Here is an 18,686-nt window from a genome sequence, read left to right as displayed (position 1 = left end):
TCTCCCGCTCGGCCAGGTGGCCTGTTCCCTGCCGCTCCGCTTGCGATCTCAAACCTGTAACCAGAACGTCACAGGACCATCATTCACCAGCGAGACCTGCATATCCGCAGCAAAACGGCCATTTGCCGTGGTCATGCCCTGCTGACGACAGCAGTCGCTGAAGTATTCATACAGGCGTTCGGCCTCAGCAGGCTCCGCACCGCCTGAAAAGGAGGGGCGCATCCCTTTTTGCGTATCTGCGGCCAGCGTAAACTGCGATACCACCAGCACGCTTCCGCCCGCCTGGCGGACACTCAGGTTCATTTTGCCCTGTTCATCACTAAAGATGCGATAGCCCAGTACGCGTTCTGCGAGACGTTCCGCACGCGCGTTGTCATCACCCTTTTCCACGCCCAGCAAAACCAGTAAACCGGCACCGATTTCGCCGATAACGTTCTGATCGACGCTGACGCTGGCGCGCTGCACGCGTTGGATCAATGCAATCATGTTTCCTCGCGTTGTTCTTCTTTGTGCTGCTGTTTTAACTGCCGATAGTCGGCTAACGCGACGGTAATTTCAGCGCCTAACAACACAATACACCAGGTCCAGTAGACCCAGAGAAACAGAATCGGGATCACGGCCAGTACGCCGTAGATCAGCTGATAAGAGGGGAACATAGTAACATAGAGCGCAAAGCCCTTTTTACCCAGCTCAAACAGCGCACCTGCAACCAGCGCGCCAATCAGCGCATCGCGTGGCGGTACCCGCTGGGTAGGCACAATGCTGTAGAGCAACCAGAAGGCGAGCCACGACAGCAGAAGCGGGAAAATGCGCAGCATCTGATCGACCAGGCTGGTGACGCCGGTCGCATTAATCCAGCGCAGTGACAGCAGATAGGAGCTGATCGCCAGGCTGGCACCCGCCAGCAGCGGGCCGAGCGTCAGAATCATCCAGTAGACCGCAAAGGAGTAAACCATTGGCCGCTTCTTGTTGCTGCGCCAGATGGTATTTAACGCGGTATCAACCGAATGCATCAGCAGCAAGGCCGTCACGATCAGGCCGACAGCCCCGACCGCCGTCATCCGGTTTACGTTAGCCACAAACTGCTCAAGATAGCGTTGCAACGTGTTGCCTGCAGCCGGCATCAGATTGTTAAAGACAAACTGTTTCAACTGCACGCTGATATCAGAGAAGACCGGGAACGCCGCAAACAGGGCAAACACCACCGCAATCAGCGGAACCAGCGCCAGCAATGAGACATAAGCCAGATTACCGGCCTGAGTCGTCATGCCATCCTCATCAATGCGTTTCCATAACAGCCTGAGCCACAACCAGAACGCATGCAGCCCGGGACGAAATTTACCTGACATCATGGGTTAAGATTGACCTGCAAACCAGTCAGGTACCGTTTTACTGTCAGTAACCAGTACACTTTCAATGCCCAGGGCGCGCGCCGCCTCAATGTTATCCGGGTTATCGTCGAAAAACACCGTTTGATCGGCAGTCACACCCTCCGCGTCCAGCACATGCTGATAAATCCGGGCTTCCGGTTTACGCATACCCAGCTCCTGCGAGAGATAGAGTTTGTCTGCCGCCTGCTGTACGTCGGGATACTGCGTCGGCCAGAATTCGCAATGCAGCTTATTCGTGTTAGAGAGGATCACCACCCGATGACCTTCAAGTCGCAGCCGGTTCATCAGCGCCAGGGTTTCAGGACGTACGTCCACGAAGACCGCCTGCCAGCCAGCAGTAAACTGTTCATAACTCAGCGCGATTTCCAGCTTTTCACACAGTGCAAGCGCGAAGTTTTCGTCGCTGAGCTCACCACGTTCGTGTTGTTCAAACGCTTCGTCCATCTGGAAATGGCTTTGCAGCGAGGCCAGTGGCACACGGCTAAGGTCACTCCAGACACCCAGCACGCGGTTAAAGTCGATATCAATAATCACATTGCCCAAATCAAAGATATACAGCATGGTGTGTCTCCTTCTGTTCCCTGGAGTATTCACTCTAGCGGCAAAAGTGCAGGCTGAACAGGCACGCGTGGAGAGAAAAGCGTAAACGCCAGAAGATGGATAAAACGCACCCAAATATTTACTGGCCCGACTGAAGAAGCCGGAGTTTCAGGCAAAAAAAAGCCCCGCATGCGGGGCTTTTTATCTGTTAAAGGCGCATTTATGCGTCTTTAGGACCACGTGAAGCACGTTTACGGTCGTTTTCCGTCAGGTGACGTTTACGGATACGCACTGACAGCGGTGTTACTTCAACCAGTTCGTCATCATCGATGAACTCGATCGCCTGTTCCAGCGTCATTTTCTGCGGTGGAACCAGTGTCGTTGCTTCATCAGTACCGGAAGCACGCATGTTGGTCAGCTTCTTACCGGTCAGACAGTTTACGGTCAGGTCGTTAGAACGGCTGTGAATACCGATGATCTGGCCTTCATAGACTTCTGCACCGTGACCCAGGAACAGCTTACCGCGATCCTGCAGACCGAACAGAGCGAACGCTACGGCTTTACCCTGACCGTTAGAGATCAGTACGCCGTTCTGACGCTGGCCCACTTCACCTGGACGGATATCGTCGTAGTGGCTGAAGGTAGAGTAGAGCAGACCGGTACCGGACGTCATGGTCATGAATTCGTTACGGAAGCCAATCAGGCCACGGCTTGGGATCACGTAGTCGAGACGTACGCGGCCTTTGCCATCCGGATCCATGTTTTTCAGATCGCCTTTACGCTCACCCATGGCTTGCATAACGGAACCCTGATGCGTTTCTTCGATATCCAGCGTGACGTTCTCAAATGGCTCCTGTTTACGGCCTTCGAATTCGCGGAAGATAACTTTCGGACGGGATACCGCCAGTTCGAAACCTTCACGACGCATGTTTTCGATCAGAACTGACAGGTGCAGCTCACCACGACCTGATACGCGGAAGGCGTCAGAATCTTCAGTTTCTTCAACACGCAATGCCACGTTGTGAACCAGTTCTTTGTTCAGACGCTCAAGGATCTGACGTGAAGTCACGTATTTACCTTCTTTACCGCAGAACGGTGAGGTGTTGACGTTAAAGAACATGGTTACGGTTGGTTCATCGACGCTCAGGGCTGGCAGCGCTTCCACATTCTGCGTGTCACAGATAGTGTCAGAGATGTTCAGCTCGCCCAGACCGGTGATAGCAATGATATCGCCCGCTTCTGCCAGGTCGCTGTCGATACGCTCAAGACCCAGATGAGTCAGGACTTTACCGACTTTAGCGTTACGGGTTTTGCCTTCGCTATCGATGATAGTGACTTGCTGGTTAGGCTTAACTTTACCGCGCTTGATACGGCCGATGCCGATCACGCCCAGGTAGTTGTTGTAGTCCAGCTGAGAGATTTGCATCTGCAGTGGGGCATCAGCCTCAACCTGCGGAGGCGCAACGTGGTCAACGATCGCCTGATACAGCGGGGTCATATCGTCAGCCATGTCGGTGTGCTCAAGACCCGCAATACCATTCAGCGCAGAGGCGAAAATGATAGGGAAGTCGAGCTGCTCGTCAGTGGCATCCAGGTTTACGAACAGGTCAAATACCTGATCCACAACCCAATCCGGACGCGCACCCGGGCGGTCTACTTTGTTGATAACCACAATCGGCTTCAGACCATGCGCGAACGCTTTTTTGGTCACGAAGCGGGTTTGCGGCATAGGGCCATCCATCGCATCTACAACCAGCAGCACCGAGTCCACCATGGACATGACGCGCTCAACTTCACCACCGAAGTCGGCGTGTCCTGGGGTATCAACGATGTTGATACGGTAGTCATTCCACTTAATGGCGGTGTTTTTTGCGAGGATGGTAATCCCACGCTCTTTCTCCAAATCATTGGAGTCCATCACGCGCTCGGTTGCTTCGGTACGGGCATCAAAAGTACCGGATTGTTGCAGCAGTTTGTCAACCAGGGTGGTCTTTCCATGGTCAACGTGCGCGATGATGGCGATGTTACGCAAATTTTCGATCACAGCTTTGCCTCAGGCATTAGAAATAGCGCGGTATTGTACACGGATTAAGCGGAAGACTGAACAGGATCACACTTTTCACTGAAAGTTTATTGCATCGACGCAAATTTGCCCTGTTCCCGGTGCAGAAAATGCACTAAGTTGGTCCTGTGCACCAAAACAGTGCTATCAAATCACTGTTAAGCACCATAATGGTGCGCTAAGACCATCGTGGTGCAGGCGCTTTATGACAAAAAGGTGCATCACAAGGCGATTTAAGCAACATCAAAAAAGTTGGCACAGAATTCGCTTTGTCTGATACAAGCGTAAACGCCAGTCAGATGTCGGTTGAAGAGCGTGCCGGAAGAGATGAGTCAGGGAGTGGTTTTCCCAAACGCATTCCGGAAACGACGTTTCCTCGCCATGTAGATAATGAAAGACCATTTCCAGGAGAGTTGAGTATGTCCGCTGAACACGTTCTCTCGATGATGAACGAGCATGAAGTTAAGTTTGTTGACCTGCGTTTTACCGATACCAAAGGTAAAGAACAGCACGTTACGATCCCTGCTCACCAGGTTAACGCTGACTTCTTCGAAGAAGGCAAAATGTTCGATGGTTCGTCTATTGGCGGCTGGAAAGGCATTAACGAATCAGACATGGTGCTGATGCCTGACGCCACCACGGCAGTCATGGATCCTTTCTTCGAAGATTCTACGCTGATCATCCGTTGTGACATTCTTGAGCCAGGCACCATGCAGGGCTACGATCGCGATCCACGCTCTATCGCCAAGCGCGCTGAAGATTACCTGCGCTCTTCCGGCATCGCGGACACCGTGCTGTTTGGACCAGAACCCGAATTCTTCCTGTTCGATGACATCCGTTTCGGTTCATCAACGTCCGGCTCACATGTGGCTATCGACGATATCGAAGCGGCATGGAACACAGGTAAAGAGTACGAAGGCGGTAACAAAGGTCACCGTCCAGGTCTGAAAGGCGGCTACTTCCCGGTTCCACCGGTTGACTCATCCCAGGACATCCGTTCTGCCATGTGTCTGACCATGGAGCAGATGGGCCTGGTTGTTGAAGCGCATCACCACGAAGTGGCGACCGCAGGTCAGAACGAAGTGGCAACCCGCTTCAATACCATGACCAAAAAAGCGGACGAAATTCAGATCTACAAATATGTCGTTCACAACGTTGCGCACGCTTACGGCAAAACGGCGACCTTCATGCCGAAGCCAATGTTTGGCGACAACGGTTCAGGCATGCACTGCCACATGTCACTCTCTAAAGGCGGCCAGAACCTGTTTGCCGGCGATAAGTACGGCGGCCTGTCTGAAATGGCGCTGTTCTATATCGGCGGTATCATCAAGCACGCGAAAGCGATCAACGCCCTGGCGAACCCGACAACCAACTCTTACAAGCGTCTGGTCCCGGGTTATGAAGCACCGGTTATGCTGGCTTACTCTGCCCGTAACCGTTCTGCCTCAATCCGTATCCCGGTTGTTGCCAGCCCGAAAGCCCGTCGTATTGAAGCGCGCTTCCCGGATCCAGCAGCTAACCCATACCTGGCGTTCACCGCGCTGCTGATGGCTGGCCTGGATGGCATCATCAACAAAATCCATCCTGGTGACGCGATGGATAAGAACCTGTATGACCTGCCACCGGAAGAAGAAGCTGAGATTCCAAAAGTTGCAGGCTCTCTGGAAGAAGCGCTGAATGCACTGAACGAAGACCGCGAGTTCCTGACCCGTGGCGGTGTATTCACAGACGAATCGATCGATGCTTACATCGAACTGCGTAAAGCCGAGATGGATCGCGTTCGCATGACGCCACACCCGGTTGAGTTCGAGCTTTACTACAGCGTTTAACTGGTCAGACGTTTTTGTTGCCGTGGAAACTTTTAGCCCATCTTCGGATGGGCTTTTTTCTCCGCGAATTCACCGTTCATTCGCCCTCTTTTCGGCTTAAAGACTAAAATGCACCTGACTGGTGCAGAGGAACGTTGTATGGCAACTGGCTCTCTGCCCGATGCAGGGCAGATTCTCAACGCGTTAATCAACAGTATTTTGTTAGTGGATAACGATCTGGTTATTCATTACGCCAATCCGGCGGCGCAGCAATTACTGGCGCAAAGCTCACGCAAATTGTTCGGCACACCATTACCGGAATTAACCGGCTACTTTTCGCTGAATATTGAGGTGATGCGCGAGAGTCTTGAAGCTGGCCAGGGATTTACTGACAGTGAGGTCACGCTGGTGGTAGATGGTCGCGCACATATTATGTCGCTGACCGCCCAGCGGTTACCCGATGGCTTAATTTTGATGGAAATGGCGCCGATGGATAATCAGCGTCGCCTCAGTCAGGAGCAGTTACAGCATGCGCAGCAGGTGGCTGCTCGCGACCTGGTTCGCGGTCTGGCCCATGAGATTAAAAATCCGCTGGGCGGATTACGCGGCGCGGCACAGCTTCTATCCCGCGCCCTGCCCGATCCGTCACTAAATGAATACACCAAAGTGATTATTGAACAGGCCGACCGGTTGCGAAATCTGGTGGATCGTCTGTTAGGACCGCAGCAGCCAGGCATGCACATCACGCAGAGCATTCATCAGGTGGCCGAACGGGTGGTCAATCTGGTGTCGATGGAGCTGCCGGAGAATGTTTCGCTGGTACGGGATTACGACCCCAGCCTGCCGGAACTGCCGCATGACCCTGACCAGATAGAACAGGTGCTGCTTAACGTGGTTCGCAACGCACTTCAGGCGCTGGGCGACGACGGTGGCACCATTGTTATCCGCACCCGCACCGCTTTTCAGTTGACGCTGCACGGCACGCGTTATCGCCTGGTGGCACGTATTGATATTGAAGATGATGGCCCCGGCATTCCGGCCCAGCTGCAGGATACGCTGTTTTATCCGATGGTCAGCGGACGTGAAGGCGGAACCGGTTTAGGCCTCTCCATCGCCCGTAGCCTGATTGATCAACATTCAGGAAAAATAGAATTTAACAGTTGGCCGGGACACACCGAATTTTCGGTTTACCTGCCTATTCGCCAGTGAGGTTTCTATGCAACGAGGGATAGTCTGGATCGTCGATGACGATAGCTCCATCCGCTGGGTGCTTGAACGCGCGCTCACTGGAGCCGGTTTGAGCTGCGCGACGTTTGACAGCGCAAGCGAGGTGCTGGATGCCCTCTCAACCAAGACCCCGGACGTTTTACTGTCAGATATTCGCATGCCCGGTATGGATGGCCTGGCGCTGCTGAAACAGATTAAACAGCGTCATCCGATGCTTCCGGTCATCATAATGACGGCGCATTCGGATCTGGACGCAGCCGTCAGCGCTTATCAGCAGGGGGCCTTTGATTACCTGCCTAAACCGTTTGATATCGATGAAGCCGTTGCGCTGGTCGAGCGTGCTATCAGTCACTATCAGGAGCAGCAGCAGCCGCGTAATCAGCCTGTCAGCGGACCCACCACCGATATCATTGGTGAAGCGCCGGCGATGCAGGATGTGTTTCGTATCATCGGCCGGTTATCGCGCTCGTCGATCAGTGTGCTGATCAACGGCGAATCCGGTACCGGTAAAGAGCTGGTAGCTCATGCGCTGCATCGCCACAGTCCGCGTACCAAAGCGCCTTTTATTGCGCTGAACATGGCGGCGATTCCCAAAGATTTGATTGAGTCCGAACTGTTCGGTCACGAGAAAGGTGCCTTTACCGGCGCAAACCAGATCCGTCAGGGCCGTTTTGAGCAGGCGGATGGCGGCACGCTGTTTCTGGATGAGATCGGTGATATGCCGCTGGATGTGCAGACCCGTCTGCTGCGCGTGCTGGCCGATGGTCAGTTCTATCGCGTTGGTGGCTATGCACCGGTCAAAGTGGATGTGCGTATTATCGCGGCGACCCACCAGAATCTGGAATTACGCGTACAGGAAGGCAAGTTCCGTGAGGATCTTTTTCACCGCCTGAATGTGATTCGCGTGCATCTGCCACCGCTGCGTGAGCGTCGTGAGGACATCCCGCGTCTGGCACGTTACTTCCTGCAGGTGGCGGCCCGAGAGCTGGGAGTGGAAGCGAAGATTCTGCATCCGGAAACCGAGACCGCCTTAACCCGGCTTCACTGGTCCGGTAACGTCCGTCAGCTGGAGAACACCTGTCGCTGGCTGACCGTGATGGCGGCGGGCCAGGAAGTACTGATTCAGGATCTGCCCGGGGAACTGTTTGAATCCAGTACCCCGGAAAATCCGGTGCAGTCGCTGCCTGACAGCTGGGCAACCCTGCTGGCACAGTGGGCCGACCGCGCCCTGCGTTCCGGTCATCAGAATCTGCTGTCAGAAGCCCAGCCAGAGATGGAGCGTACGCTGCTCACTACTGCGCTGCGTCATACGCAAGGCCATAAGCAGGAAGCAGCACGTCTGCTGGGCTGGGGACGAAACACGCTGACGCGCAAGCTGAAAGAGCTTGGCATGGAATAAGCGGTTCAGTACGGGCTGGAGTGGTTGCCAGCCCGTTTCTTCAGATAACGCGTGAGAACTGCTGCTGACGCGCTTTCTGACGCAGATAACGATCAAAACACATGCAGATATTACGAATCAGTAAGCGGCCAATCCCCGTCACCTCCAGCCCGCCAGCCGTTTGTACTACCAGCCCGTCGGCAATTAACGGTTTCAGCAACGCCAGATCCTCAGCAAAATAGTCGCTGAAGCAGATTCCCCATTGCGCTTCTGTCGCGGCAAAATCCAGCGAGAAGTTACAGATCAGCGTTTTAATCACGTCACGACGCAGGCAATCATCGTCGGTTAAGGCGATGCCGCGCCACAGGCCATTCCCCTGCTGTTCAACACTCTTGTACCAGGTGTTGAGGTCTTTCTGGTTCTGCGCATAACTGTCGCCAATCATGCTGATGGCTGAAACGCCAAGCCCCAGCAAATCGCTGTCGCCCTGTGTCGTGTATCCCTGAAAATTGCGATGCAGCTGCCCTTTTCGCTGCGCGATGGCCAGCTCATCCTGCGGCTTTGCAAAGTGATCCATCCCGATAAACTGGTAGCCCTGCTGAGTCAGCGTCGCGATGGTCTGCTGTAAGATATCCAGCTTTTGCTGAGCAGATGGCAGTTCGTCCTCTTTGATTTTACGCTGTGCCGCGAACATCGCTGGCAGATGCGCATAGTTAAACACGCTAAGGCGATCGGGATTGAGTGCCAGTACCCGCTCCAGCGTCCAGGCAAAGCTGGCTGGCGACTGCAGGGGTAAGCCATAGATCAGGTCGATGCTGACAGAGCTGAAGCCCTGTTCACGGGCGCGCGCCATCAGGCCAAAAATTACCTCTTCGTCCTGCACCCGGTTAACCCGTTCCTGCACCGATTTATTGAAGTCCTGTACTCCCATGCTCAGACGATTGAATCCCAGCGATCGCAGGTGATCAATCACATCCAGCTCTATTTCCCGGGGATCAACTTCGATCGACATTTCGGCCTCATCAGCCACGCTGAAATGCTGCTTGAGCAAACCCACCAGCCGCGAAATCTGCGCATTGTCGAGAAAGGTTGGCGTGCCGCCGCCCCAGTGAAGCTGCGTGACCTGACGCTGACGAAATAGCGGCGCACGCTGAATAATCTCCTGCTCAAGCACATCCAGATAACGGTCCGCTTTGTGGCGCTGACGGGTCACAATCTTATTACAGCCGCAGAAGTAGCAGAGACGATGGCAGAAGGGAATATGGACGTAGAGCGAGAGCGGACGATCAGGGTAGCGCGTCACGGCTCGCTGAAAATCGCCTTGTGCATAGTGCTCGCTGAACTCCAGCGCGGTGGGATAAGAGGTGTAACGCGGGCCGGCATAATTGTACTTTTCAATTAACGCCTGATCCCACTCAATCTGCTGCGATGGCATGCTCACTCCTTCCGGTGACGTCGTCTGAGAGAAGGTCGCGAAGAAGAGGAGATGAAAGGTGAGCGGGTCGAGACCCGACGTAAACGTTGCTTCAGCCGCGACAGGCGTCGTAGTTTAAACAATAACCACAGCAGATAACATGTCGCCAGTAGCGCGAAAATTGATCCAGGCCAAAACATTGTTGTTTACCTGATAAGTACGGCACGCGGAAACCGCATGCCGATCAAATCTGCTTAGTTGCCCTTCAGCAGACGGTACATATCTTCTTCAGCCTGCTCATCGTCGGCATCATCCATCACAATGCCTAACTGCTCCATCAGTTCGTCGATACGGTCCAGCGAAGCATCCAGCCAGCCCTGATCTTCTGCCGACAGCGTTTCGCCATTTTCCAGACGATCCAGCAGCGCATCCAGACGCTCGTCATTTTCCAGCTTCGCCAGCTCTTCTTCGGGTGTCAGACGCACTTTCTTCTCAGATGCCGGTTTTGCCACGCTTTTCTTTGGTTTAACGGCTGCGGTTTTCCCCTCAGCAATCAGAGCTACCGGTTTTTTACTTCCGATACGCGGATCTTTTACGCTGCTCTCCTGGCGTCCGCCGTTGCTTTCGGACGCAGCCGGATTAGCACGGCTGCCAGATGCGTGTCCGCGATGCTTTTTATCACGTTTGCGATCGCGTGCTTCATGGTTGATATCGTCACGCGATTTGCGTTTGGCTTTGACGGCAGGTTTGCCGTTAGCAGCTCGTGCAGGTTGCTTCATAGTATTCAGTCCCGGCTTTTTTATTCAGTATAGAATTGCGGCGAAATCTAGCAGAAACCAGGCAAAGAAAAAAGGCGACAGCTCAAGCTGTCGCCTTATTTCATACCTTCGTAAGAAGGAATCATGTTTTAAGTCCTTTTCGGCTCGTAACATCCCGGTTAATCCCGCGCCTGCTCAACTCCTGAGCTTTTCCTTATCCCTGTCTGGCCGTATCCCTGACCGTTTCCATTCCACCGCTCGTTGCCTTCCTGACATCCCTGAGCGCATCATCCTGATGTGTGCTGCCGTTCACTGCACAATAATGTAGACCAACTGGTAAAAGCCTCAAGTCGATGGCAAAAATAGTTAGTTCAAAAAAAGAACAATAACAGTCAAAACCATGAATTTTAATGCTTTTTATTTTTAGTAATTAAAGTAAAAAGCGAAATAACCCGCAGCCTGAATGGCAAATCTCTTACACACTTTGTTATCGAGATGTGATTGAGCACTTTCGCGCCATAACGCGTATAATCGCCGCCATTGCCTTAATGCGTTTTCTGGAGTGTTACCTTGTCTGAATTGAATTATCACGTTACCCACTTTGTCATGAGCGCGCCGGATATCCGTCATCTGCCTGCCGATACCGGAATTGAAGTGGCTTTTGCTGGCCGTTCGAACGCGGGAAAATCGAGTGCGCTGAATACGTTAACCAATCAGAAGGGTCTGGCACGTACCAGTAAAACGCCGGGACGTACGCAGCTGATTAACCTTTTCGAAGTGAAAGAGGGTAAGCGTCTGGTCGACCTGCCCGGTTACGGTTATGCCGAAGTGCCGGAAGAGATGAAGCTCAAGTGGCAACGTGCGTTAGGGGAATACCTGCAAAAACGTCAGGCATTGAAAGGACTGGTCGTGTTGATGGATATCCGTCACCCGCTGAAAGACCTTGATCGACAGATGATTCAGTGGTCAGTGGAAAGCGGTATTCCGGTGCTGTTACTTCTGACTAAAGCAGACAAACTGGCCTCAGGTGCCCGTAAAGCGCAGCTCAATGTCGTGCGTGAAGCTGCACTCGAATTCGCTGGTGATGTGCAGGTAGAGCTCTTCTCCTCGCTGAAGAAAATCGGCGTGGATAAGGTTCGTCAGAAGCTGGACAGCTGGTTTAATACGCTTGAACCGGCGGTTGAGGATCCGGACGGGGAAGAGTAACTGGCAACCCGGTGCCGCTGAAGCTGGCGGTGCAAAAAGCCCAATAAAAAACGCCCCAGTCACAGAATGACTGGGGCGGCTAAATTCAGCCAAATCCGATTACGTGAAGTAAAAGGTCTGAAAGATAGAACATCTTACCTCTGTACCCTACGCGACGAACTTTACCTGATTTTCTGTGCGTGACAAAGGCTTTTTTGTTGCTTACTTACATCAGGCAGGGCTTTTTTTACCATACACATCACAAAAATAGCGTTGCGATGTAGTTAAATAACGAAAAAAGTGTTTAGCCGATAAGCAGTTATAAAAACGCTTAATCTCAGTACCAGCGCTGGCCGGTCTAAACCAGGGAATTAAACGATTTACTTATACCTGAATAAGGGTCGATTCCGCTCTGTGGAACCGACCTGAAGCCGTGAATCAGTGGGCTTCATCCCAGTTGTCACCCACACCGACTTCAACCAGTAAAGGCACGTCGAGCTGCACGCTACCTTCCATCAACGCACGGATTTTCTGGCTGGCTGCTTCAACGGCCTCCGCTTTCACTTCGAACACCAGTTCATCGTGAACCTGCATGATCATTCTGACACTATTGTCGTTTTGCTGTTCCAGCCACTCATCAACAGCAATCATCGCCCGCTTGATAATATCCGCTGCCGTTCCCTGCATTGGCGCATTGATCGCGGCACGTTCTGCAGCTTTCCGGCGAATCGCGTTGCTGGATTTAATATCGGGCAGCCACAGCCGACGGCCTTCAATCGTTTCGACATAGCCTTTACTTGCCGCCAGCTGGCGGGTGTTCTCCATATAGCGCAGTACGCCCGGATAGCGTTCAAAGTAGAGATCCATATACTTTTTCGCTTCGCCTGCGCCAATGTTCAGCTGGCGCGACAGACCAAATGCGCTCATGCCATAGATCAGACCAAAGTTGATCGCTTTCGCACTACGGCGCTGTTCTGCACTGACCTTATCCAGTGGTACACCAAACACTTCGGATGCCGTGGCACGGTGAATATCTTCGCCCTGGGCAAAAGCGTCCAGTAATCCTTTATCCTGAGAAAGATGCGCCATGATACGCAGTTCGATTTGCGAATAGTCTGCCGCCACAATGCGATAGCCTTTGGCCGCCACAAAGGCCTGACGGATTCGGCGTCCTTCGTCATTACGTACCGGAATGTTTTGAAGATTCGGGTCGGCAGATGACAAGCGACCGGTGGCGGTAACGGCCTGATGATAAGAGGTATGTACGCGCCCGCTCAGCGGGTTGATCATCAGCGGTAATTTATCCGTATAGGTCGACTTAAGTTTGGATAAGCCGCGATGCTCCAGAATCACTTTGGGCAGCGGATAGTCGAGTGCCAGCTCAGCTAACACTTCTTCGCTGGTTGACGGTGCCCCACCCGGTGTTTTCTTAGTGGGCTTGATACCCTGTTTTTCAAACAGAATCACCTGAAGCTGTTTGGTGGATGAGAGGTTAAAGGGTTCTCCCGCCAGCTCATGCGCTTTTAATTCAAGCTCAGCGAGTCGGGCAGTCAGCTCTTTCGAGTGTTGCGCCAGAATAGCCTGATCGATTAACACGCCATTGCGCTCAATCCTGGAAATTACCGTCAGTAACGGCATCTCAATCTGCTCGAAGACTTTTCTCGGGCCCGCTTCTTTCTCCAGCTCTGGCCACATTTTCAGATGCAATTGCAGGGTCACATCGGCATCTTCGGCAGCATAATGGGATGCCTGCTCCAATGCGATTTGATTGAACGTCAGCTGATTTTTGCCTTTACCAGCGATCTCCTGGAAGGTGACCGTTTTGTGGTTAAGCCAGCGAGCAGCCAGGCTATCCATGTCATGTTTGCCCACCACGCTGTTAAGAATATAGGACTCAAGCATGGTGTCGAATTTGATACCGGCCAGTTCAATGTCGTAATTCTTCAGCACGCCACGATCGTATTTCAGGTTCTGGCCCACTTTCCAGGCGCTGTCATCTTCCAGCAGGGGCTTGAGCTGTGCCAGAACGGCCGCGCGATCCAGCTGATCAGGCGCATCGAGATAGTCGTGTGCAACCGGCAGATAGGCGGCTTCGCCGGGCGCAACCGCAAAGCTGATGCCCACGATGTTAGCGCTCAGGGTATCCAGCGCGTCGGTCTCCAGATCAAAGGCAAAAACCTCGCTGTTTTTCAGCTTCTCCAGCCAGCTGTCGAAAAGATCCTGATCCAGAATGGTGACATAATTCTCGGTCGGTAATACGCTGCTGGTTTCAGCCACAGGAACCGGCTCATCGGAGAGCGATTTCTGCGCCTGAGTATTGCTCTTCTTGCCCTGCAGCCATTTCCCATCCTGCAGGTCGCTCAGCCAGCGTTTGAATTCGTACCGGCTGAACAGTGCCTGCAATGCTTCGACATCGGGTTCAGTGACCGTAAGCTCTTCACAGGGCAGCGCCAGCTCAACGTCGGTTTTAATTGTCGCCAGCTGATAAGAGAGAAAGGCTACATCACGATTCTGCTCAAGTTTAGTCGCCATGGTTTTGGCACCACGAAAGCCGAGATCGGCTACCTTGTCCAGATTGTCATAAATGGTCTGCATGCTGCCCAGGCCCTGCAGCAGAGCCTGTGCCGTTTTCTCACCCACGCCGGGAACGCCAGGGATGTTATCTGAGCTGTCGCCCATCATGGCCAGAAAATCGATGATCAAAGCTGGCGGCACACCATATTTCTGCTCAACCTCTTCCGGTCCCAGAATGGTATTGCTCATGGTGTTAATCAGCGTGATGGCTGGCGTGACCAGCTGCGCCATATCTTTGTCACCTGTGCTGATTAGTACTGAAAGGCCTTTTCTCTCCGCTTCCAGCGCCAGTGTACCGATGACATCATCGGCTTCAACGCCGCTCACAGCCAGCAACGGCAGACCCATCGCCCGCACCATCTCATGCAGCGGCTCGATTTGCGCACGCAGTTCGTCAGGCATCGGCGGACGATGAGATTTATAATGCTCGAACAGCTCGTCCCTGAAGGTTTTGCCCTTGGCATCGAACACCACAGCAACGTGACTAGGATTATATTGCGCCAGCAGGCTTTTCAGCATGTTGAGCACGCCGTACATGGCGCCAGTGGGTTCACCTGCACTATTGGTCAGCGGCGGAAACGCATGATATGCGCGATAAAGATAGGATGAGCCATCGACCAGAATGAGGGGATTTTCTGCTATTTGCGCCATAAGTCTGTGTTGTCTTCGTTGCTATGGGTTGGTCTATAAGGATGCCACAAGCTGGCGGAAATGGTGAACTAAGGCGTAGGATATGTCACGTTTTTGACGGTTCTGGAGGGAAGATCGCAACGATCGTTCTGTGGATAACTTTGTGCGTAAAAATTATAACGCGCTGTTATTCAGGATCTCAAAGGATTTAGCCTTTAATAAAATCCATAATTTTCATTGGCTTATTTAATTTCCGTGACCCGATCGCCATTTTTAATTACGCGATCCCTTGTGTGGATATTAAATTTATGCCCTGGAGATGGACAAAATTTGCGCCGCTGTTCAATGGCATAAAAAAACGCCAGCAGAGCTGGCGTCAGATGGGGTGGTAAAGCAGATTACTTCTGGCTTAAAAGGAATTTCACGACGTTCGCATAGTCTGCGACCATATTATCCATAGAGCTGAGATCCAGACCGCCGTTGTTCACCATATATTTGCCATTCACGAACATCGCTGGCACGCCACGCAGGTCAACATCCGCAGCCGCTTTCTGCTGCTGCGCAACCAGCGCTTTTACGGCGAAGCTGTTCCACGCAGCATCGTATTCAGCAGCGGAGATACCGGCTGCTTTGACAAAAGTTTCTTTCAGACTGGCAGGATCGGTGATTGTCTGCGTTTTCTGAATGCCATCGAAGATCGGGGCTGTCACCTTATCTTCAACACCCAGCGCCATTGCAACAGCCCAGGCCTGGGTCACAACCGGCCCCATATCACCACCGAGGAAATCGACGTGGTATTTCACCATTTTGGTGTCAGCAGGCAGGTTGTTTTTCACCGCGTCATTGACGTGATAAATACGCTCAAACTGATAGCAGTGCGGGCAGAAGAAGGAAAAGAACTCCAACACCTGAGGTTCACTGGCCACAGGTTTTGGCAGACTCACATATTGTTTACCTTCAGTGAACTGGGCAGCAGACGCGCTGAATGCCAGCACTAAACCCATCAGTGCAAACCAAATTTTTTTCATCGTGAAAACTTCTCCTGACTACGTCGTTAATATTGCGGTGTCAGCTGCAGAGGAGGTTCCTGCAACAGCTTCTCCTGCTCGGTAAAGAGTGAAATTTGCCTGCGCCAGAAATCTTCATCTGTCATCCAGGGGAAAGCGCGCGGAAAAGCGGGATCCTGCCAGCGTCGGACAACCCAGGCCAGATAATAAACCATGCGCATGGCGCGTAAAGGTTCAATCAGTGACAATTCATTAATATCAAAATCACTGAACTCACTGTACGCCTCCAGCAGTATATCCCATTGAATACGCTGTTCCTGACGATCGCCGCTGATCAGCATCCAGAGATCCTGCACGGCCGGGCCATTACGGGCATCATCCAGATCCACAAACAGCGGTCCATCGCGCCACAGGATATTACCCGGATGGCAGTCGCCATGTAATCGTAGCGGCTGCCACGTGGTGTGCCACTGTTGTTGCAACGTGTTTCCCAGCTTATCGATAGCCTGTAGCAGTGCGACTTTAAGCGATGCAGGCACTAACAGAGAGTGCTCCAGCACCTGCCGGGGTTCATGCAGATATTCATCCAGACCGATGGCAGGCCGATGCCTGAACAGCGCTTTACGCCCGGTCTGATGAATGCGGCCCAGGAAGCGGCCTACCCACTCCATCTGATCTTCGTTGTCTGTCTCATATTGTCGTCCGCCCAGGCTGGGGAATACGGCAAAGAAGAAGCCAGCGTGACTGTGCAGGGTCTCACCCTTTAACCGCAGTGGTGCTGCGATGGGCACCTCGTCAGCCAGCAGATCGAGCGCATACTGATGCTCTTCATCAATCTGTTCAGCACGCCAGCGCTGTGGGCGATAAAACTTCGCAACATAGCGACGTTTTTCATCATCGCTGAATTGGTAAACCCGGTTCTCATAGCTGTTCAGGGCTGTCAGACCTGATTCGACGCGAATTCCTGTATCCCAGAGCGCATCAAGCAATACGTCGGGATTTAATGTCTGGAAGTTGAAAGCAGCGTCGCTCATCATATTACCTGTAGTTGCCCTAACATTTAGCTGCCAAGGATAACATTACTCGTCCTGTTTAATGACACCCCGTGCGCGGAGCAGTGCAGTTTTGAAATCAACTTCATAGTCTTTTTTCAGGCCTGGGATCGCATCATCGCTGGCGGAGTCACGCATTTTGAGATGGTAAATTAATACATCGTCAGTTAATTCACTTAACGGGCCACGGAAACCAGATTCCTGCGCCAGTTTCTGCAAAAATGTGACCAGATTCAGGTCAGGCTCTTTTTGCCAGGCGGGTTGCAGCAGTTCGATCAACTCGTTTAAACGATGGCATTTCATTGAGGTTTCTCCGTTATTCACAGTGCGTCATCAGCGAGGGCACAGTCATGACAAGATTGACCGGCATCATTCTGGCCGGAGGTCAGGGCCGTCGTATGGGTGGTCAGGACAAAGGATTAGTGCAACTGGATGGCAGGCCGCTTTATCAGCATGTCCTTGAACGGCTCAGGCCACAAGTCGACATTGTCATGATTAATGCCAATCGTAATATTGATCGCTATCAGTTAAGCGGGTGTCGGGTTGTGCAGGATGTTTTTGATGGCTATCCGGGTCCGCTGGCTGGTATCTACAGTGCATTAATAACCATCGACGGTGAATGGGCTGCGTTTTGCTCCTGTGATACGCCTGCCGTTCCTCTTAACTTCGTTGAAAAACTGGCTGAACAACGGGGAAACGCCCCTGCAGTCTGGGTTCGCTCACAATCACGCGACCACCCGACGCTGGCGCTGATTCATCGGGAGATGGCAGCACCTCTTCATGACTATCTTCACGCCGGTGAACGACGTCTGATGCACTTCCTGCGCGACCACGGCGGCCATGCTGTTCAGCTGGATGATGATGAATCTGCTTTCCGCAATATCAATACACCTGATGACCTGAAGTAGAGCGGTTGATATGTCATTACCTTTACTCGCGATTGTCGGCTGGAGTGGAACCGGCAAAACGACACTATTACAGCAGGTGATACCGATTCTTCTTAATAAAGAGATTCGCGCCGGGCTGATTAAGCACACGCATCATGAGATGGACGTAGATACACCAGGCAAAGATAGCTATCTGCTCAGAAAAGCAGGAGCCAGTCAGGTGATTGTAGCTAACAGAGAGCGATGGGCATTGATGTGTGAGACACCGGAAAAGCCGTCGATTGATCTGCCTTATCTGCTCAGCCGCATGGATCACTCTGTGCTGGAGATAGTGCTGGTTGAGGGCTTTAAAGAGGAATCGGTGCCTAAAATTGTTGTCTGGCGTGCCGGGATCAAGGGTGAGATCGAGGAACTGCTTGATGGGCAAGTGATCGCTGTCGCCAGCGACCAGAAATTAGCGCTAAATGTGCCGGTTCTGGATATAAACAGTCCGGACAACGTTGCAGATTTTATTGCTGACTGGCTGCAAAAGCGCTGAAGCAGAGAGGTTTTCGTGTTTTTCACGATCTGCAGACGTAAAAAAGCCCCGCACTCGCGTGCGGGGCTTCTTCACTTATATAATGCCTGGCAGTTCCCTACTCTCGCATGGGGAGACCCCACACTACCATCGGCGCTACGGCGTTTCACTTCTGAGTTCGGCATGGGGTCAGGTGGGACCACCGCGCTAAAGCCGCCAGGCAAATCTTGGTGCACGAAACGAATCTTTTACGCCA

Annotated in this window: 17 protein-coding genes and 1 rRNA gene; 6 read left to right on the top strand and 12 right to left on the bottom strand. The window is 52.6% G+C overall.

Annotation, left to right across the window (positions count from 1 at the left end; all coding sequences use genetic code 11):
- Positions 1 to 48: 48 nt before the first annotated feature.
- The 4 genes from dtd to typA all read right to left on the bottom strand — a co-directional run bounded on the left by dtd (position 49) and on the right by typA (position 3,975).
- The gene (dtd, locus tag ACTJKZ_RS19795; protein ID WP_222924819.1) at positions 49 to 486 is read right to left on the bottom strand and encodes a D-aminoacyl-tRNA deacylase; all 438 of its coding nucleotides are present in this window, start codon (positions 484 to 486) and stop codon (positions 49 to 51) included.
- Entirely contained in the window at positions 483 to 1,352 is an 870-nt protein-coding gene (locus ACTJKZ_RS19790; RefSeq protein ID WP_161732909.1) for a virulence factor BrkB family protein, read from the bottom strand. Before ACTJKZ_RS19790 ends, dtd begins: the two co-directional genes overlap by 4 nt.
- Before the next feature lie 3 nt (positions 1,353 to 1,355).
- Complete coding sequence (gene yihX, locus ACTJKZ_RS19785) at positions 1,356 to 1,952, bottom strand: glucose-1-phosphatase (RefSeq protein WP_161732907.1); 597 nt, start codon at positions 1,950 to 1,952, stop codon at positions 1,356 to 1,358.
- Positions 1,953 to 2,151: 199 nt separating this feature from the next.
- Positions 2,152 to 3,975, bottom strand: a complete 1,824-nt coding sequence (typA, locus tag ACTJKZ_RS19780) for a ribosome-dependent GTPase TypA (protein WP_033734551.1) — start codon at positions 3,973 to 3,975, stop codon at positions 2,152 to 2,154.
- A gap of 437 nt (positions 3,976 to 4,412) precedes the next feature.
- Here typA and glnA point away from each other — a divergent pair, with 437 nt between their 5' ends.
- From glnA to glnG, 3 genes are all read left to right on the top strand, one after another.
- Positions 4,413 to 5,822, top strand: a complete 1,410-nt coding sequence (gene glnA / locus ACTJKZ_RS19775; RefSeq protein ID WP_013359533.1) for a glutamate--ammonia ligase — start codon at positions 4,413 to 4,415, stop codon at positions 5,820 to 5,822.
- Between the two features lie 138 nt (positions 5,823 to 5,960).
- Positions 5,961 to 7,010, top strand: a complete 1,050-nt coding sequence (gene glnL / locus ACTJKZ_RS19770; RefSeq protein WP_013359534.1) for a nitrogen regulation protein NR(II) — start codon at positions 5,961 to 5,963, stop codon at positions 7,008 to 7,010.
- 7 nt (positions 7,011 to 7,017) lie between these two features.
- Entirely contained in the window at positions 7,018 to 8,427 is a 1,410-nt protein-coding gene (gene glnG, locus ACTJKZ_RS19765) for a nitrogen regulation protein NR(I) (RefSeq protein ID WP_010258440.1), read from the top strand.
- Between the two features lie 40 nt (positions 8,428 to 8,467).
- Here the strand turns inward: glnG and hemN are convergent, their stop codons facing one another.
- Positions 8,468 to 9,841, bottom strand: a complete 1,374-nt coding sequence (hemN, locus tag ACTJKZ_RS19760) for an oxygen-independent coproporphyrinogen III oxidase (RefSeq protein WP_440829973.1) — start codon at positions 9,839 to 9,841, stop codon at positions 8,468 to 8,470.
- 233 nt (positions 9,842 to 10,074) lie between these two features.
- Positions 10,075 to 10,599, bottom strand: a complete 525-nt coding sequence (gene yihI, locus ACTJKZ_RS19755) for a Der GTPase-activating protein YihI (protein ID WP_161732904.1) — start codon at positions 10,597 to 10,599, stop codon at positions 10,075 to 10,077.
- Positions 10,600 to 11,148: 549 nt separating this feature from the next.
- On the opposite strand from yihI, the gene yihA reads away from it, so the two are divergent.
- On the top strand, positions 11,149 to 11,784 hold the full coding sequence (gene yihA, locus ACTJKZ_RS19750) for a ribosome biogenesis GTP-binding protein YihA/YsxC (RefSeq protein WP_161732902.1): 636 nt from the start codon (positions 11,149 to 11,151) through the stop codon (positions 11,782 to 11,784).
- Between the two features lie 85 nt (positions 11,785 to 11,869).
- Here the strand turns inward: yihA and ACTJKZ_RS19745 are convergent, their stop codons facing one another.
- The 5 genes from ACTJKZ_RS19745 to ACTJKZ_RS19725 form a co-directional block, all read right to left on the bottom strand.
- Positions 11,870 to 11,917 carry a spot 42 RNA, inhibition of DNA synthesis gene (locus ACTJKZ_RS19745; RefSeq protein ID WP_071892919.1) on the bottom strand — a complete coding sequence of 16 codons (48 nt, stop codon included), beginning with the start codon at positions 11,915 to 11,917 and terminating at the stop codon, positions 11,870 to 11,872.
- 284 nt (positions 11,918 to 12,201) lie between these two features.
- Positions 12,202 to 14,988, bottom strand: coding sequence for a DNA polymerase I (gene polA / locus ACTJKZ_RS19740; RefSeq protein WP_222924817.1), 2,787 nt, complete (start codon positions 14,986 to 14,988; stop codon positions 12,202 to 12,204).
- 377 nt (positions 14,989 to 15,365) lie between these two features.
- On the bottom strand, positions 15,366 to 15,995 hold the full coding sequence (gene dsbA / locus ACTJKZ_RS19735; RefSeq protein WP_161732898.1) for a thiol:disulfide interchange protein DsbA: 630 nt from the start codon (positions 15,993 to 15,995) through the stop codon (positions 15,366 to 15,368).
- Positions 15,996 to 16,021: 26 nt separating this feature from the next.
- On the bottom strand, positions 16,022 to 17,008 hold the full coding sequence (locus ACTJKZ_RS19730; protein WP_161733042.1) for a serine/threonine protein kinase: 987 nt from the start codon (positions 17,006 to 17,008) through the stop codon (positions 16,022 to 16,024).
- 45 nt (positions 17,009 to 17,053) lie between these two features.
- Complete coding sequence (locus ACTJKZ_RS19725) at positions 17,054 to 17,329, bottom strand: YihD family protein (protein ID WP_033734564.1); 276 nt, start codon at positions 17,327 to 17,329, stop codon at positions 17,054 to 17,056.
- A gap of 47 nt (positions 17,330 to 17,376) precedes the next feature.
- On the opposite strand from ACTJKZ_RS19725, the gene mobA reads away from it, so the two are divergent.
- The gene (mobA, locus tag ACTJKZ_RS19720) at positions 17,377 to 17,934 is read left to right on the top strand and encodes a molybdenum cofactor guanylyltransferase MobA (protein WP_161732895.1); all 558 of its coding nucleotides are present in this window, start codon (positions 17,377 to 17,379) and stop codon (positions 17,932 to 17,934) included.
- Between the two features lie 10 nt (positions 17,935 to 17,944).
- Positions 17,945 to 18,451 (top strand): molybdopterin-guanine dinucleotide biosynthesis protein MobB, encoded by a 507-nt coding sequence (gene mobB / locus ACTJKZ_RS19715; protein WP_161732893.1) that lies wholly within the window; start codon positions 17,945 to 17,947, stop codon positions 18,449 to 18,451.
- Between the two features lie 84 nt (positions 18,452 to 18,535).
- Here mobB and rrf read toward each other — a convergent pair.
- A 5S ribosomal RNA gene (gene rrf / locus ACTJKZ_RS19710) occupies positions 18,536 to 18,651 on the bottom strand.
- Between the last annotated feature and the right edge of the window lie 35 nt (positions 18,652 to 18,686).

This window comes from Pantoea sp. 22096, assembly GCF_052045955.1.
Classification (GTDB): domain Bacteria; phylum Pseudomonadota; class Gammaproteobacteria; order Enterobacterales; family Enterobacteriaceae; genus Pantoea; species Pantoea alfalfae.
Note: the sequence above shows the minus strand (reverse complement) of the source record. Positions and strands in the feature narration are given on the sequence as shown.

Coding starts and splice junctions, on each gene's coding strand:
- dtd (WP_222924819.1), bottom strand. CDS start 486: ATGATTGCATTGATCCAACGCGTGCAGCGCGCCAGCGTCAGCGTCGAT.
- ACTJKZ_RS19790 (WP_161732909.1), bottom strand. CDS start 1,352: ATGATGTCAGGTAAATTTCGTCCCGGGCTGCATGCGTTCTGGTTGTGG.
- yihX (WP_161732907.1), bottom strand. CDS start 1,952: ATGCTGTATATCTTTGATTTGGGCAATGTGATTATTGATATCGACTTT.
- glnA (WP_013359533.1), top strand. CDS start 4,413: ATGTCCGCTGAACACGTTCTCTCGATGATGAACGAGCATGAAGTTAAG.
- glnL (WP_013359534.1), top strand. CDS start 5,961: ATGGCAACTGGCTCTCTGCCCGATGCAGGGCAGATTCTCAACGCGTTA.
- glnG (WP_010258440.1), top strand. CDS start 7,018: ATGCAACGAGGGATAGTCTGGATCGTCGATGACGATAGCTCCATCCGC.
- hemN (WP_440829973.1), bottom strand. CDS start 9,841: ATGCCATCGCAGCAGATTGAGTGGGATCAGGCGTTAATTGAAAAGTAC.
- yihI (WP_161732904.1), bottom strand. CDS start 10,599: ATGAAGCAACCTGCACGAGCTGCTAACGGCAAACCTGCCGTCAAAGCC.
- polA (WP_222924817.1), bottom strand. CDS start 14,988: ATGGCGCAAATAGCAGAAAATCCCCTCATTCTGGTCGATGGCTCATCC.
- dsbA (WP_161732898.1), bottom strand. CDS start 15,995: ATGAAAAAAATTTGGTTTGCACTGATGGGTTTAGTGCTGGCATTCAGC.
- ACTJKZ_RS19730 (WP_161733042.1), bottom strand. CDS start 17,008: ATGAGCGACGCTGCTTTCAACTTCCAGACATTAAATCCCGACGTATTG.
- ACTJKZ_RS19725 (WP_033734564.1), bottom strand. CDS start 17,329: ATGAAATGCCATCGTTTAAACGAGTTGATCGAACTGCTGCAACCCGCC.
- mobA (WP_161732895.1), top strand. CDS start 17,377: ATGACAAGATTGACCGGCATCATTCTGGCCGGAGGTCAGGGCCGTCGT.
- mobB (WP_161732893.1), top strand. CDS start 17,945: ATGTCATTACCTTTACTCGCGATTGTCGGCTGGAGTGGAACCGGCAAA.